The 16029-nt window shown below is 62.8% G+C and carries 14 protein-coding genes; 2 read left to right on the forward strand and 12 right to left on the reverse strand.

The features are described 5' to 3' along the window. Together B3098_RS18170 and B3098_RS18175 are read left to right on the forward strand one after the other, a co-directional pair. Positions 1-858: an N-formylglutamate amidohydrolase gene (locus B3098_RS18170; RefSeq protein ID WP_152385233.1), complete on the forward strand. Its 858-nt coding sequence runs from the start codon at positions 1-3 to the stop codon at positions 856-858. Positions 859-936: 78 nt separating this feature from the next. Then, positions 937-1758 carry a sulfite exporter TauE/SafE family protein gene (locus tag B3098_RS18175; RefSeq protein ID WP_152385232.1) on the forward strand — a complete coding sequence of 274 codons (822 nt, stop codon included), beginning with the start codon at positions 937-939 and terminating at the stop codon, positions 1756-1758. Between the two features lie 221 nt (positions 1759-1979). Here the strand turns inward: B3098_RS18175 and mobF are convergent, their stop codons facing one another. The 12 genes from mobF to B3098_RS18235 all read right to left on the reverse strand — a co-directional run bounded on the left by mobF (position 1980) and on the right by B3098_RS18235 (position 15892). Then, positions 1980-4883, reverse strand: a complete 2904-nt coding sequence (gene mobF, locus B3098_RS18180; RefSeq protein ID WP_152385231.1) for a MobF family relaxase — start codon at positions 4881-4883, stop codon at positions 1980-1982. A 54-nt stretch (positions 4884-4937) separates the two neighbouring features. Further along, positions 4938-6566: a type IV secretion system DNA-binding domain-containing protein gene (locus tag B3098_RS18185; RefSeq protein WP_152385230.1), complete on the reverse strand. Its 1629-nt coding sequence runs from the start codon at positions 6564-6566 to the stop codon at positions 4938-4940. A gap of 62 nt (positions 6567-6628) precedes the next feature. Further along, positions 6629-6976: a hypothetical protein gene (locus tag B3098_RS18190; protein ID WP_152385229.1), complete on the reverse strand. Its 348-nt coding sequence runs from the start codon at positions 6974-6976 to the stop codon at positions 6629-6631. 65 nt (positions 6977-7041) lie between these two features. Further along, on the reverse strand, positions 7042-7749 hold the full coding sequence (gene stbB / locus B3098_RS18195; RefSeq protein ID WP_152385228.1) for a StbB family protein: 708 nt from the start codon (positions 7747-7749) through the stop codon (positions 7042-7044). 477 nt (positions 7750-8226) lie between these two features. Then, positions 8227-9144, reverse strand: coding sequence for a KfrB domain-containing protein (locus B3098_RS18200; protein WP_152385227.1), 918 nt, complete (start codon positions 9142-9144; stop codon positions 8227-8229). Between the two features lie 739 nt (positions 9145-9883). Further along, entirely contained in the window at positions 9884-10870 is a 987-nt protein-coding gene (locus B3098_RS18205) for a helix-turn-helix domain-containing protein (RefSeq protein WP_152385226.1), read from the reverse strand. Between the two features lie 64 nt (positions 10871-10934). Next, on the reverse strand, positions 10935-11204 hold the full coding sequence (locus B3098_RS18210) for a hypothetical protein (protein WP_152385225.1): 270 nt from the start codon (positions 11202-11204) through the stop codon (positions 10935-10937). Between the two features lie 283 nt (positions 11205-11487). Next, positions 11488-12507: a P-type DNA transfer ATPase VirB11 gene (gene virB11, locus B3098_RS18215; protein ID WP_152385224.1), complete on the reverse strand. Its 1020-nt coding sequence runs from the start codon at positions 12505-12507 to the stop codon at positions 11488-11490. 118 nt (positions 12508-12625) lie between these two features. Then, entirely contained in the window at positions 12626-13792 is a 1167-nt protein-coding gene (gene virB10 / locus B3098_RS18220) for a type IV secretion system protein VirB10 (RefSeq protein WP_152385223.1), read from the reverse strand. Continuing rightward, entirely contained in the window at positions 13789-14607 is an 819-nt protein-coding gene (locus B3098_RS18225) for a TrbG/VirB9 family P-type conjugative transfer protein (protein ID WP_152385222.1), read from the reverse strand. Before B3098_RS18225 ends, virB10 begins: the two co-directional genes overlap by 4 nt. Beyond that, positions 14604-15191: a hypothetical protein gene (locus B3098_RS18230; RefSeq protein WP_152385221.1), complete on the reverse strand. Its 588-nt coding sequence runs from the start codon at positions 15189-15191 to the stop codon at positions 14604-14606. The genes B3098_RS18225 and B3098_RS18230 overlap by 4 nt, the downstream gene beginning before the upstream one ends. A gap of 5 nt (positions 15192-15196) precedes the next feature. Next, positions 15197-15892, reverse strand: a complete 696-nt coding sequence (locus B3098_RS18235; RefSeq protein ID WP_152385220.1) for a virB8 family protein — start codon at positions 15890-15892, stop codon at positions 15197-15199. Between the last annotated feature and the right edge of the window lie 137 nt (positions 15893-16029).

Consider the following 16029-nt stretch of genomic DNA (forward strand, 5'->3'; position numbering starts at 1 on the left):
ATGATGATGGATGCTCTGTACACCCTGCATCTGCCGGCGGACGACGCGATCCCGCTGGTGTGCGACTCGCCGCATAGCGGCACGGACTACCCCGAGGATTTCCGACATGCGGTGCCGCGCGCCATCCTGCGAGCCGCTGAGGACACCCACGTCGAAGCCCTGTGGGCCGGTGTGCCGCGCGTAGGCGGCACGCTGCTCGAAGCGCATTTCCCGCGCAGCTACCTTGATCTGAACCGCATGCTCGACGATATCGATCCCGAGCTTCTCGAGAGCGCTTGGCCCGCACCCTTGCATCCCGGAGAGAAGACGCGCCTGGGCTCTGGCTTGATCTGGCGCTCCGTCAAGGGCGGCACGCCGATCTATGACCGCAAGCTGCCCGTGGCTGAAGTGCGGGCGCGAATCGAGCGGTGCTACCAGCCCTACCACGCCTCGCTACAGCAGGCGGTGCAGGACGCGCACGCGCGCTTCGGCAAGCTCTGGCACCTCAACCTGCATTCGATGCCGAACAACGCCTACGAGCGCCTGAAGATCCGCAGCGACAAACCGCTTGCGGACTTCGTGCTCGGCGACCGCGACGGCACCACCTGCGAACCCGGCTTCCTCGATCTCGTGGAATCGCACCTGCGCGGCTGCGGCTACACCGTGGCGCGAAACGACCCCTACAAGGGCGTGCAGCTCATCGCCAATATCGGCCAACCCGCGCTGCGGCGCTACAGCATGCAGATCGAGATCCGGCGTCCGATCTACATGGACGAGAACACCCGGGAGCGCAACGCGAACTTCGGCGTGGTCCGGCGCGATATCGACGCCTTGCTCACCCGAATCGCCGCCTACATCCGCGACGCCGTTGTGCGTTGAATGAGCGGGCGCAGCGCGCCCGGCGTGCCTTCTGTCTTTCCGCGCCCGCCGTCGCAGCGGCGGGGCGTCCTGCATCCTATGACTTTCGAATTCATTCCCCATTTTCTGGGACTAGCCGCGCTTGGCGTCGCGAGTGGCTTTCTCGCCGGATTGCTCGGCATCGGGGGAGGCATCGTGCTGGTGCCCGTCCTCACATTCTTCCTGCAAGGGCAGGAATTGGCCGCCGGCCTGGCGGTAAAGATGGCGATCGCCACATCGATGGCGGTAATCCTGTTTACCTCCTTCTCGAGCGTGAGCGCGCATCATCGCCGTGGCGCCGTGGACTGGCAAATCGTGCGCGGGCTGACCCCGGGCATTGTGGCCGGCAGCCTCATTAGCAGTCTGGGCGTCTTCGCCCTGCTCAAGGGCAACGTGCTGGCTGTGGTGTTCAGTGTGTTCATGCTGTTTTCCGCGGTGCAGATGTTTCGCGGGCGCCAGCCGGCGGCGGCTCGCGGCCTGCCCGGGGCACCCGGGCTGCTCGGAGCCGGAAGCGCGATCGGCGCGCTGTCGGGCCTGGTCGGGGTGGGCGGCGGCTTTATCAGCGTCCCTTTCCTTTCCTGGTGCAACGTGCCCGTGCACCGTGCCGTCGCCACCTCCGCCGCGCTGGGATTCCCGATCGCGCTGGCGAACGTCGGCGGATTCATCCTCGGCGGTCTCGACACCGCCGGGCGCCCTGCCCACTCGATGGGTTTCGTCTGGACGCCAGGGTTGGCGCTGGTGGCTGCCTTCAGCGTGCTGACGGCACCCCTCGGCGCGCGTGCGGCGCATCGTCTGCCCGTGGCGCGGCTCAAGCGCGCATTCGCCGGCATGTTGTTTGCCGTGTCGGCCTATATGTTGATCACCGGTGTACGCGGGGCCTGACGGGGCTATAAATGCACGATCAGGTCCTCCAATTGCAGAATGCTTGCAGTTGTTTTCGTTCCTGTTCAGGTTGCCCCAAGGTGATGAAACATCGAAGCAGCGTGCCTGTGCGCGAGCATGATTTCGGCAGTGGCTCCGTACCGGTTGGTACGTTCGATGTGGAAAACTTCCCTTGACGGTCAGTATAAGGAACGGTGTTTGAATGGATTGCATTGTTCATCCTACTTAGTGTGGTGTTCCATGGCAGTGGGCGCCTTGTGAAGACGCCATGGACGGGTGGTTTCTAAACCGATGTCCAGGGCCGCGGTCTTTTCCTCGAGCCGATCTACGACACCGGCCAACTCGCTGATGTCGTTCGTGTAGATCTCCGTTTGGTGACGGGCGCGTGAAATTGCCACGTAGTAGACGTCCCGCTGCGTGGTCCGGCTGAAGCTCTCCGCATTGATGAGTGCGCGATCGCAAGTAAGGCCCTGAGCGCTGTGGCTGGTCGTGGCATATGCGCGATCCAGGTGAAGTGGGCCGGTCGCAGCGTCCAACGTGAGTCGCCGGCCGCCGCCACCGATTGTGACGCTCGTGGGGGTTACCGCCAGAACTTCGAATCGGCCACCATTGACCAGGTCAAGCTTGGCGTTGTTGCGCGTTACGCGTACCCAATCACCCGCAGACAGCTCCGCCTGCACCGGCTCGTACACGGAGAGCTTGGCGGCGCGGCCGGGATTGAACTGGGTGCGCTCCCCGGTGATGACGTGTTCCACTACCAGGTCATTCGGCTTATCTGGCGCCAGGCCGATGACGCGGTACATCTCGGTTTGGCGCAGGTTGCCGGCCTTGTAGTCGCGCTCGGGCTGGAGGATGTCGCCGGCGATGTAGTACTTTGCCACCCGTCGCTCTGCTTGCGTGGTGTCGCGGCGGGTGAGCAGATTGAAGTCAAAACCACGGCCGGACAGGCCCAGTGCCTGATGCGTTGCCTCGTTCAGTGCATTGCGCGAATCATTGGTGCCCGTGACGATGAGCGTTTCACGCCTCTCATCCGCATCGAGCGAAGCGTATTTGGAGGCGATGGCGTCATAGCGAGCGCCATTGTCGTCGATGGAGTGGACTGCTTCGAGCTTTCCGTCCAACACGGCGAGAGATGCGGACGCGTTGCCGGCCGCGGCAAGTTCCACCGCCGCCTTCAGTTCTGGTGACTTCTGCCGGATGATGTCACCCATGAGCGAGGTCTCCATGCCGGCGGCCTGGAGCTGGTGAAACGGTCGCCCCGCTTCAATCGCCTTGGTCTGGCCCGTGTCGCCGAGCATGACCACACGGGCGCCGTCGGCTTCTGCCATTTTCATCAGACGCTCCATGATGCGGGCAGGTACCACACCGGCCTCGTCGATGACGAGCACGGTCTTTGCGTCCAATTGGAAGCGGTCCTTCTGCCGTGCTTCCAGCACGGACGCCACCGTACGTGCCTCCATGCCCAGCTCTCTCAGCGCCTCGATCTGCTTGCCGTACGACGCTACAGCCTGGACGCGGTAGCCCGCCGTCTCCGCTGCTTCCTTCACCTGCGCCAGCATGTGCGACTTGCCAGTGCCGGCCAATCCTTGCACGCCGACAAAGCGATGCGGCGTGGTGAGTATCAGGCTGGCCGCCGCCAGCTGGCCAGGCTTGAGTTTTTTGTCCGCAAGAGCAGTCTTGGCCGCGTCGACCTGCAGGATCGGGGCGACCTTGTCTCGGCCCTCTCGTTCGATCTGCAGGATCCGCTTTTCACGCTCGCGGGCGGATTGCGTGGTGTAGCGGGCACCGGTCAAGACATATTCACCCCGCGCGATGGACTTGCGAATCTGCTCCTCGGCAAGCCGCTTGTTCATGCCACCTTCCACGAGGGCACTGACCATCGCAGCACGCGACATGCCGGCACCATCCCGGTCCCTGGCGTGACGGTACTGCAAGGTGCCAAGGATCAGATGCCCCCTGTCGAGGAAGCGTTTGACCGCGCCCTTGAGGTCCGCCAGCTTCACGCCCGTTCCATGCGACCGTCGCAACGCCGTTTTCAACATCTCGTGGCCGTCCATGACGGATTCGCGTTCAGTATGGTGTTTGATTGCCCAGCGCACGCACTCGTCTGCGAGCAGCGCCGCTGCCGGCGGCGAAAGGTCGCCCGCCCGCGGTACGGAGGAGGATCGTGGACCCATGTCCCCCGGCTCCTGCGCGACGTCCTTCTCTTTGTCGCGTGGTCGCTTAGTGCCGCCGAGCTCGATGCCCAGTTCAGTCACCTGGCGCTCCCAGTCCTTCTGGAGCTCGTCGCGAGTAATCTCGGGCACCTTGTCCAGGCGCGTCTTGAGCGCGATCGTCTGCTTCAGTGCGCGGCTCGCTGTCCCACGGGTTTCACCAATTGCGGCCAATTCGGCATTGATGTCTTGTGAGCGCTTCGAGAAACTTTCGATTTGGTCGCGAGTGATATGCGCCAGTTCAAGCGATTTGCCCTGGTAGCGGATCTGGTGACCAGCCTTCTCTAGCGCGCTAGCGAGCTCGGCGTGGTATACGGATTCCACCATCGACTTCAAGCGGTAGATATCGTCATTCGAGGTGGCCACCCACGTTCCGTCGGCGCGCTGGGTGACGTTCATCAACAGCGCGTGTGTGTGCAGTTGGGGATCTGAGTATGCGCCTTCCGTCGGCCGGGCCGTCTCATGGCGAAATTTCGCTATAGCGGCATTACCGGTGCGCTCGCTCGTAGTGATGCCCTTCTCGGTGTGCCGCGCGCGCAGAAGCTCGTGTTCGAGGAATTCGAGCGCTTTGGTGACTGCCTGGTCATGGGCTTCGATGACCGAAGAGTCTTTGCCCGCCAGCGCCTGGATGCTGACGCTTTTTGGCGGGGAGAATGTCATGTCTAACGCAGCGCGTGCCTTCGCGTCGAGTCTCACCGACCGGGACAGGGTCACATCGGACCCAAAATCGCCACGCAACGCGCGCAGAAACTCCTCTTGCTGGATGCTGCCCGTGAGGCCAAGGGCCGCTGCAGCTTTTCCCTGCCACTGCGCCGCAGTGCCGTCGCGGCTGTAGTAGTCATCCTTCTGGTCAGCGTAGTAGTGCGACGCCTTGGTGGCGGCGCTGCGGTGGATGGTCTTGAGCGAAATCATCGGATGTTCCATGCGGGCGGCCGCCGGCCCTGCCGGCGACCTGGTGTGATGCGCTTACGCTGCGAGCGTCGGATCCTCGGGCAGATCGACTTGCGACCAGGCTTGGGGGCCGCCGGCGGACGCGCTGCTCATGCTTTGAGCGCCGCCCCGTCGTGCTTCGACAAAGGGAGCATTGCGAATGGCGAAGGTCCGGGGCTCGAGCTCAAACTTCGCGATCGGCCGGTTGCCGGCAAAGGCGACCCAGCCGGTAAGTTCAGGCAGCGTTTGCACCTGCGCGGCGGTAACGACGCGTTCGGTAGAGCGGACCATGCGTTCGCTCGTGTTGGGCGTCTTGCCGGGGTTTCGGCTATCGGTGTACTCCGGCCGCGCGACCTCATGTTCGCCGAGCGACTTGGACATCACCTCCGCTGTTTCGAAATCGGTCTTGGAGCCGCCGAGCACCACCAGCGAGCGGAAACTGGCCCGTAGCGTCTGGGACATCTTCTCTCCGAAGATGTCGTCCATCTGGGACACCGACTGCAGGCCGGCGAGGGCCCGGCCGCCGTTCTTGCGACCCTTCGTCAAGAAGTCTTCCAGGCTGGCCATCTTCTCCATCGACCCCAGCTCGTCGATGACGAGCCACCACCGACGCGCCTGATCTTCTGGCAGCGACAGCAGGGCCGAGCAGAACACGTCAACGAAGGCGGAGATAAGCGGCTTCATCGCCTCCTTCATGTCTTCGCGCCAGGTGATGTACAGACTGCCGGTGCCTCGTTCCATCCAGTCACGGATGCTGAACTGTCCAGCAGGCATGGTGACGTGTTCCGCGAGGTACTTGGACAGAACGAAGCGCGCGCTCGTCAGGGCTTTGCTCGCCTCAGCGGAGCCGGCGAATAGGGACTCTGCCAACGTGCCGGATAGGAAGGTCCGCAGGTCCTTGTCGTTGGCGATCGTAGTCCAACGAAAGAGCTCTTCGATGGACGGCGTGCCTAACTCGTTGAGCTTACGGGCGGTCTCGCGCAGCAGGAGCCGGGCGTAGCCGTTCCACTCTTCCGCGTTCGCGTCTTTACCCAGGGGAACAATGGACAGCGCCAAGCGCTTCCAGTCGTACTCTGCCCGCACTTCGTTGAAGAATGACCACCCCTCGGTACGCTGGTCGTAGGGGTTGAGCAAAACGTCGCTCTCGCGCCCGAACTTGCTGTACAGGTCGCCATTCGGATCGACTACGACCATGCGGTCACCGCGCCGAAGGGCGGAATAAACCAGGTTGCGCAGTAGCACCGACTTGCCGCTGCCCGTGGCTCCGTTCAGGAGGATATGAAGATTCTCGATCCCCGTCGGCATCGGGATACCCGCCACGTCGATCTGCTGGCGACCATTCTCCGCGCAGAGCTTCTGCAGCTTTTTGACGGGGACCGCCTCAGTACCGCGAATGTGCTTCTTGTACCCCGCACCGTCGAAGCCATCTTTGGTCGAGTACTTTTTGAGGGTGAGGGATAGTGCAAGCGCCAGGACAAACGCAATGCTGGGCGCGGCGATCAGCGAGGGGTATTCCGGTGTGGAGACGACCCAGTGTGACAAGACCGTCCAGGTGATGTGGGCGAAGGGAAGGCCTGAGATGACCTTGGCTGTAAGGAGCCAGGCGCAGAGCGGGAAAACGAGTAGGGCGAATTTGATGATTCGCCGGCGTATGTCGGGTGCCATGAGAGTCCTTTTCGGAATAGAAGGAAGGCGACTGAGGACGCCTTCTTGATTGCGGCTTGGGGCTAGTAGACAGCCAGCGTCACGAGTGCGGCGCCAATGCCGCTTCCAATGAGCGCGCACACCCCGCACAGCACACCAGCCCGCCACGCGGTCGCCGGCAACGCGCGGGTCGCAACGCGAGTGGCGATACGGGCGTCGGATGTCGACTTAGCGAGCGTCCGGCTTGCCTCAAGAAGCGAGCGGGCGGCTTGACCGCCCGCATTGGCCGCCGCCTCCACGCCTGCTTGGCGCACGGTGGAGGGCAGCGCTTGCATCGCCTGGGCGATTCCCTCCTGGCGTGCCGTCAGCTGCTCGATCAGGCCCACGAGTTGAGCGCTCTCTTGCAGCATGTCGCGGTACAGCAGCTCCATCCTGCTGCGGGGTATGACGGACGATGTGGCTGGGCCTTCAGACGGTGGGGCGGTCACGGTGCGTCCTACAGGAAGAGTGCGCCGAACGCCTTGTCCAGTTGCCGGTCGACCGGACGTGCCAGCGACTGCAGGGCGTGCATGTCGCTGAGATGGCTGACGAGCTTCTCGTCGTCGCGGTCCGCCTCGCGCAGCTCCTGGCGGTAGTCGCGCGGATCGGCCAGGATCTCCTTGATCGTCGTCCGCTTGTTGGCCAGCAGATCGAACACTTCGTTCTCGAAGATCGCCGCTTCAGGATTGGCGCGGAGATCGCCGGACTGCTTTGCGTAGCCAAAGATGGCAGCGAACTCCTCTCGGACGTCGGAATCGACGCGATTGAAAAGCACGCGAACGCGGTCTGCCGGCACCCCCATCTGTGCGAGAACCTGGACGGTCTTGATCGTCTCCCGCTGTGCTTTGCCCGAGGGGACCACGGGCAGAACGTAGTAGTCGATCTCCAGGTGCGCCTGGTCATACTTCACCAGCTCGGCCAGGAAGTCCTCGATGTTGGAGGCGCCGACGTCCACGATGGCAGCTTCGGCCATTAGCAGCTTGCGAAAGAGCCGGCCGAACTGGCCACCGCGCATTTGTTCGACAGCGAGACCAAGGTCAGCCGCGCTCTCGTTGGTGGACTCGACGGCGATGATCTCCGCGTCCGGAATGCGGGGTGCGAGCAGGTGGCTGGTCGTGACGGTTTTGCCGACGGAGCCGGAATAGTTGACGGTTGCGATTTTCATGCGAAGTTCCTATTTCTTCCGGCCAATTTTGGCCAGTTCATCAAGGTCAATGGGATCAGAAGCTTTGCGAAGCCGAACGAGGTCGGCTTTGCTTTGGATGCCGCTCGCAGACGACGCGCTTGAGGCGGGTGGAGGGGAGGGAAAGTCTGCAGAGACGGCGGGGGATGCTGGGACGTCTTGCGGGCCGTGAGGCACCGCAGTTCTCGACCGCTTTCGCCATCGGTAAAGCGCCTTCCGAAAGGACAAGATGGTCATGGCGAAGCCAGCGTTCTTCAGCGATTCAACGATCTTGGCGTGGCTGACGCCTCTACGAACAAGTTGGTCTATCAGCGGAAGAAGTGCGCGCAACTGGGCGCGCCTATCTGTGGCGCTCATCGTGTTTAGCTGCTGAACAAGATCGCTCGCGGTCGTCGGCTGTGCGTGATTGCGTTGCATGAGGAAGAAATTCCCTGTTCGGTGAGGTGGGTAGCGGTGGCGCTACCGCTCCAACGCGTTCGGGCTCTTCTCGGCCTCCGCCTTCTGAAGAGAGGTAGGTCCGAGCGCGAGCGAGTCGACCTCGCGCAACAGGCCGACCTTGCCGCAGGGGTAGCTGATGTCTACCTCTTTTCCGACGCATCGCAGAGGGTCGGGAACGCTCATCCTGCCGGCGTCGTGCGCGATGGCAGTGCTGTTCGACACGAGCTGGTAAACCTTGCCGCCCTCGACAGCGAGAATGGCGCCCCGATACGTCGCGCCAACTTCAGCGGACTTCACTTCCGCGGGCGTCACACCACGCCACAAAGTTTCGCCAATCACGAGCGTCAAATCTTTGCTGGCGCCGTGTTGCTGCAGCCGATCGAGAGCCTCCGCTACGGGCATGACGTCGTAGTAAGTCTCATCGAAATCGCTCACCTGGTGCCCGAGGTTTGTCTTGAGAAGCGCGTGGCCCTGCTTGTCGACCGCAAGTAGGGTGACTCTCTCGATATCGTTCTCGTTCAACGGCGACGGGTTCAAGAACTCCTTCCGAACCACCGGTGCAGGCACGGTTAGTCGCATGACCGGGTGGTCTTCCAAGTTTGGGAAGTCATAGAGGGCGCTTGTGTCGATATCGCTTACCGACTTTCCGTCCCATAGCCGCAGCTTCGCTACTGCTTCGCGCTCGAGCGCAGCGATATGTTGCTCATAGGAATCGGCGGGCTCAATACCCATCTGTTCAGCTGCGCGGCTCACTTCGCCAGGCTGGGACGAGGAGGGCACATGCACGAATCGCTCGCCAGTGCTGATGATGGAGATTTCCACCGGCTTGCGCTCGCCGTCGGCGGAGAGAGCTCGCGGGCCGTTTGACGCGGCCGCGCGATCGGGCTGGGCTGGACGAAACAGCGCTTGGACTTTGGATTTCCAATCGGAGATTTTCATGAGATTTCCTTGTGAGGTGAAGGTGCGTAGCGGTCCAGGCTGAGCACCGGCGTGCGGTTAAGTTGACGTGAGCGATGGCGCCCCTCCTGCTGGAGAACCGGGGTTGAAGGAGGGGGAGCCGCGCCCGTAGGCGGGCGCGGGGGAACCGTTGCGGTTCCCCGGGGGGTCGGAAGCGCGGACGCCGTTAGGCGGCCGGCCAGGGGGGCAGCAGCCCCCGCGCTTTTTGGGGCCTGCCGTTCCCCCACCCGGCGGGGTGCCCGCCGGGAAGGGGACGGACCTTTTCCGGGGCGCAAGCACGCTGGCGCGGCCCTGGAGGTCAGCAGCGGTGGCGCGGCATTGGCAGAGTTCGGCAGACGGGTCGGGGCGCTCAGGGCGGGGCGAGGCCAACGGCCCGCAACGCCCTGGGGGGACGCCTTTCCCCCGCCCGGTGGCGCATTGCGCCGGCGGGGAGGGGGACTGAAGCTAGGGGGGGCAGGCCGGCGCCGAAGGCGTCGGGGCGGAGGGAGCGCAGCGACCGGAGGGTAGGCGGATCGGTCTTCGCGATGAGCCAGCGCCTCGCGCGCGACTCTCTCTAAAACCTATAAAACCTATATATACCTATTGGGTACCGTTTTCGGTACTGGCAAAAAGCCGTTTTCGGTACTGGCGAAAGAAGAAATTGGGACGGGCAAAAACACTTTTTCGGGCTAGGCCCAAAATTGGGACTGGTCCCGATACCGGGCCAGGCTGTGGACAACATCTAATGGGACGGCACAAGCCCAGCGGCCTGGAACACGCGAGCCTTGAAATGAGGCGGCGGTTCGTTCGGCGCCTGTTCCACGTCAAGCTTCTTGCCCATGGCCACGATGCCGGTCCAACTGTTCTGCCACGCTGTGCCGGCGGCTTCGCCGTACTCACGCTCTCGGAAAACCCAGAGCCGCCATGACTCGAACCAGTCGGGTGACGTGCCCAATTCACCGGGCCTGGATCGCATGTAGGCGCTGAACGTGGCGGCCATGGCGTCGATCTTCTCGTGCGTCCAGAGCGGTCGCTGCTCCTGCGTCCAACTTCGCCACCGCTCCGGCAGTTTCCAGGTCGCCGGGAGCCTGGTCGGGCCGGCGCCGGCAGCGCGCGCTTCAGGCTGGCGTCTTCGGCCCTTCTTCCTGGCCCCCTTCGCTGCCTTGCCTGTAGGTGCAGGCGTCGCCGGAGCGGAATTCCGAAAACCGTCAGTAGGGCTGCAGCTGTCTGCCGCAACCGCGTCGTCCGCTACGCGCGAGCCTTTGGACATCGCGTCGAGCCCGGATCCATCGTGATCGCCCGGCTGAGGTTGGTCCACTGTCAGCGAATTGTCGCTGGCCGGCGCGGCCGCTGGGGCATCGTCCTTCCCATCCTGCAGAGCCAAATCTTGCTGCGCCGCCTGAGCTTCTCCGCCGGCGACAGCACCTGCGGCCGCCAGGTCGATCAGCGGGACCGCATTTGGACACAAGCGATAGATGATGCTGCTGCGATTGTCGCCCGCACGCCGCCCGGTGTCCTGTATTGCGCCCAATTCGCGAAGCCGGCCAAGCGCCTCGATCACCGTCTTGCGATTTAGATGCGTGACCTTGGCCAGGTAGTCGATCGATGCGAAGACGGTCCAGTGCTCGGCGTCATAGCGGACGAGTTGGGCCAGGTTCAGCAACACGAGCTTGGATGAGGATTTCTGGACGTCGGCCATTCTGGCCCATTTGGATGCTTCGACGCTCATGTTCGTCCCTTGCGTTGCTTCGAGGTTTTGCCGGGTAATGGATAGTGCGGGTACAGCTTGCCGATCACGAGTCAGCCTCCAGTGATTCAGCGATGGAACGGCGTGCGCGCAGGGGCAGGCCGTGTGCTTCGTAGAACTCGCGGCGGGCCATCAGCCACGCTTTGTAGGGCCAGGCTCGGCGCTCGCCCCAGGGGTAGGCGTCCTTGATAGCCTGGTGAGTTTGTTCGTCGCTCAGGCCTTCGGCGCGGCAGCGTTCGAAGACGCTTTGCATGATCTTGTAGGCCGTACGGGCGCGTGCTTCCTGCGCGCCGCGTTGGCGGTTCGCTCGGGTCATTGAAGTCTCCGGGAGAAATTGAGGGCGGGACGCTGGTCGGCCGCCGGCGGCCAGGTGTAGTTCTAAAGCCGTTCTAGTCGTTCGATGGCGTGGATCGCATCCATCAAGCCATCCACAAGCTGGTGCATGTCCGTAGTGGTAAGTGGCGCGGATCCAGTCGGCCCGGCCCCAACCTCCATGGACAGAAGCGCTGTTTTGTCTTCGCCGCACTCGTGCTGTAGGCGCAGGACGCCAGGCAGTCCTACCGGTGCTATGAAAGCAAGTTTGACGTCTACGCGCTTGTTCATAGCACGCGCCCTGGGCTGAAATAGACTTGGACCAGCTTGTAATCGGCGAAGAATAGCGAGATATCCAGCGTCGAGAACAAGTAGCGTCGAATGGTTTCAATATCCATCTGGTTGCCAGCCGCTGACTGCTTGACGAGCAGTGCGACGCGCTCGAACGTATCGCGGGCACTGTTGGCGTGCGTGGTCGTGACAGATCCAGGGTGGCCGGTGTTGAGCGCGTTCAGGTAGTCCCACGCTTCGGGGCCGCGCAGCTCGGACAGGAAGATCCGATCGGGCGAGCTCCGCATGGCGGCCTCGATGCACTCCGTAGCCGTCATCCGGCCCGCGCCTTTGCCGTAGATCATGTGCACGCGGTTGGGATGGTTAGGCAGGAAGAGTTCGTGCACGTCTTCGATGGTCAGGAGACGTTCGAGGGACGGCACGCTGTCGATTAGGCTGCGCGCGAATGTCGTCTTTCCTGAGCCCGTCTTGCCCGCGACAATGATGTTGCGGCATTGAAGGACGGCCCGGCGAAGAAACTGCAGCATGTCACCTGCCTTCTTGAGCTCGAGCAGTTCCTTGTCGTAGTCGGTCAGGCTTTGGACGTTCTCCACGGGCCCGCTCACATCAACCCAGTTGGCAAATGCGCCTTCGGTGGCCAGCTCGTCCAAGGTCTTCACGACACTGCTGTGCTTGCGAATATTGATCGAGAGCGCGCCTTCGATCACCGCAGGCGGCTGGGCGACTTGAGCGCGCTCACCATCCGGCAGCAACAGCGACATGATCGGCGTGAAGTTGACGTTGTTGTAGCTGGCCATGGCGTTCACCAGCGCTTCCAGAAAGCTGAGCGTCAGTTTCGGATCGTGGCGTTCGTGCCAGCGCCCGTGGGATCGCGTGAAGATCACCCCAGGCCGGGTGATCGCGATTTCGCGGACGGCATCATCGGCCAGGTAGCCGGAGATGGGCCGCATCATCTGGCGCAAAGAGGTGTCGCGTCCGCCCGAGTCGATGGGCGAGGCGCTCGAGGAATCTTTCATAGAATGCCTGTTGAATGGGGCCAGGCCCGCCAATGCTTGCACGGACGGGCCTGCCATTAAGCTGAGTGGGTGGCGCCGGCCAGCAGGGCTGCAGTCGCCGGTGCTGCTATCGACGTCACTAGCGCGCGACGGACCGGAGCGTGTATACCGAACTGAAATCCAGATCGCGAGCGACATAGATTCCCAGCCGGCCGCCCTGGTTGCGGTACAGCGTCGGCGGGATGTTGATGGTGTTGTCCAGCACCGTGGTCACCGCGTTGGTAGCCGCATCGCCCGTGGTGTTGAACTGCACCTGGCCGTTGTCACTGCTGCCACGCGAGGTGGCCCACGTGCCCAAATCGCTGATCAGGCTGACCATGATTGCCCCGCCGAATCGCTCAGCGAAGTGCGTGTCAATGAAGCCGTCAAGACCTGCTTCGCCCAGCGGGCCGGTACCCGGCGAGTCCAGGTGAATGACCACGCCCTTGGGGGTCTCCAGTCGGGACCATACGACGCCAACGCGGGGCTGGCCTTGTGCCAAGACGCCCTGCTGGTAGCCGATGAATCGCGTGCCCTTGTCGATCAGCACCACGCGGCCGCTGGTGGAGCGGATATCGTGCGGCGCGTAGCAAGCGAGCATCCCGGCTTGCGCAGTGACGAGCTTGGTTTCCTGGATGCAATCGATCATTGAGCCCTGGGTGATCAGCATGTCCCGGTTGCCAACCAAGCCAGCGCGCGACGCTGAGAGTTTCATGGGCGTGAGCTTGCCGGCCATCGGCCCGCTATCCGCTTCGCGAGGCGCAGGTTGGGGCGATCCTTGCCGGTCGGCTGACTTGCTGCCGTCTTCCTTGGATCCTCTCAGGCCGCTCGTCAGGCGCCGCTGCATGACTGGATCGACCACTACCGCATCGGCCAAGTTGGACAAGGCACCCTTCTGTTCCGTTGGGGGGGCCGCTCCGGGCACGGTCGGCGCCGCAAGTGATGGCTCCGGCGGGGCCGGTGGCGGAGGTGGCGGATCTGGCCGGAGCTTCAGACCAGGAAGCACATTCTCGATCTTCTCTTGCATCGCGGGCGCAGCTTCTTGGGCGGCGGGCGTATTGATTGCTCGCCAACCCACCGTGCCGATTACCATGAACGCCATGAGGATCAGGAGCCACATAAAGGTTTTCGCGCCCTGTTGCATGGGCTTGGCAGTGCCCGACAGGTCCGGACGGCCGCGGCCTTGAATCTCCGCCTGGTGCTCCTCGATTTCGGACACGGCGTCAATGGTTTGACCGGGTTTTTTTCGCCTTTTGAAGAACTTCATGGCGCAGTTTCCTCACGAATGACACGCTGAACTTGTGGCGAGACGGTGCCAGTGGCCAAGCTGCGTGCAACGGGCGGGCCGTCGTTGTGAACGGCCAAGACCTGGTTGCCCACGCGTAAGTGCCATCGCTTGGCGACCCGATGGAGCACCACGGTCTGCTCGTCCTCCATATGACGGTTGACGATCACTTCTTGTCCGTCGGCGTCCACGAAATAGATCGCAGGCAGATCCTGGCCAGGCGCAAAACGAAGCCAAGTCTGCGCACCGTCATCCCACGCGGCCGTCGGCGCCAGGCTTGTGTCGCCGCTCATCGAGTAGGCCTGCCAGTTGATCGCGACGTCGGCGGTGGCGAGATCGCGTTGCACACGGTCGCGCTCTTCTTGGGCGGCGGACTTTGCCTGCTCCAGTTCGGGATAGCGCAGCACCACACGAAATACGCCGCCGCTCTTGCGGGCCTTCTCATACTTCAGCAGGAACGAGTAGTTCCGTTTGGTGGTGATGTAGAGAAGGTTCGTGTCGGCTTGCTCGACGATGGGCTTGAGCAACAGATGCTTGCCCACCTGCTGGAAGTCGTATGCGGCCGAATCGCCAAAGGCGTGGGTCACATAGTCCTCGTCGTCGTTGAGCTGGATTTGGGTTGCGACGCCAAGGGTGGTGTCGACCTGAATGACGTCGGCGGCGTCATAGTCCGTCCAGCGGATTCGCTGATCCTTGGGCGAAGCTGCAGGTCTGTCAAGCGACCAGGCGGGCGCTGCGGCCGCGCAAAGCGCGACCGACAGCACCGCCACGGCCAAGGGCCTGAAGCGGATGTTCATCGGGCGTGTCCCATCTCGAGGTTGCTTTCACGTTGGCGCGACTGCTGGTGCGAATGTTGATGGTCCATTCCCATCTCCGCCTGCTTGTCGTGGTCTGCGTCGCGCACCAGGCCAACGCCGCCCACCGCCTTGAAGGGGTAGCTGATGGCAAGCGCATCTTCGTTGCCGGTCATCTCGAAGGATCGATTCAACGTGTTGCGAGCGTGAACGATGAGGTCGCCGGTTTCGTTGTCACGCTGGATCAGGCAGTTGGGTGTGGTTCCGACGATCGGACCCTTGTACTCGCGCCCGTCTTCGGGCTGGCGGATCTGCCGGTCTTGCTCGCCGTACAACTCCACCGGCCGGCGCGCTTCGCGGATCCGCTCCTCGAAGTGCTTGCCGATGCGGTCGGCGGCCATTACAGCCGTGGGCAAACGCAGGTTCGCATCCTTGTGGAGATGGTCCTTGCAAAGGCGTGCGGCGCCGTAAAGGTCGTTCTTGGCGTACCGCTCGATGTCGCGCAGCAGCGCGGTGCGTTGCGCATTGTCCATGCGGCCCACTTCTTCGAGGCGGCGGGCGAGTTCGTTGATTTGTGCTTTTTGCATGACGATTACCTCAGCGTTTCGACGGCGGTCGAGTAGGAAATGACTTGGAAGCCCAGCGGGTTGTCACGAATCACGCTTTCTGACATCGGCGCGTTGATGAACCTGTAGGCGATGGTGGCAATGAACTGCTCCGTGTTGGGCGAGCGCTGGGGCCCCATTTCGCTTCGCGTGAACCGGACGGTGGCGGTCTGGTTCGGGCCGGGCGTGATGGACCGGACACTGATGACCAGGCGGGTGTGCTCGCCGTACTTCTTGTCCAGCGCTTCACGGCCAGTTCTTGGGTCGTCTTCAAACTTGGCGTGGTACTGCTGTTGCACGTCCGGCGAACTGAACAGCCCGCATCGGTCGTACATGTTTTGAAGGGTGCGCCAGTCGTAGCCTTCGCAGGACAGGACGTACTGCGTGACGAAGTAGCGCGCGAGTCGAGGGCCATAGTCCTCCTGAGCGTCTCCGAGCTGGGACACGTTCTCCACCTCGCCGGTCGCGTCATTGACGCGCACGACGTACGGAGGCTGAGGGGTGAAGCTCATCATGAGTGCGGTCAGTGCGCCGACCGCCAGGAACGCCAGCACAAATGCGGCTGTCGTCACGCGCCATGCTTTCGATCGGGATGACAGGATTTCCGTCAGTAGGTCCCTGTCGAGGGTCCGGTTTCGGTCCAGTTCTTGCTGAAGCGAAAGCTTCGGGTCTTCAAAGGACATGTTGATCCTCCGATTGCCGGCCGAGGTGATGGGGCCGCACGTTTCGTACGGGCGCAAAAGGGCGAGCCGCGGCGAGCGCGGCCAGAATGGCATGCTTCATCGATTCTCCGAAGAGATAGGGGGATTTAGATCTGAGG

Origin of the sequence: Achromobacter sp. UBA2119 (assembly GCF_002331005.1) — a bacterium.
GTDB lineage: Bacteria > Pseudomonadota > Gammaproteobacteria > Burkholderiales > Burkholderiaceae_B > Achromobacter > Achromobacter animicus.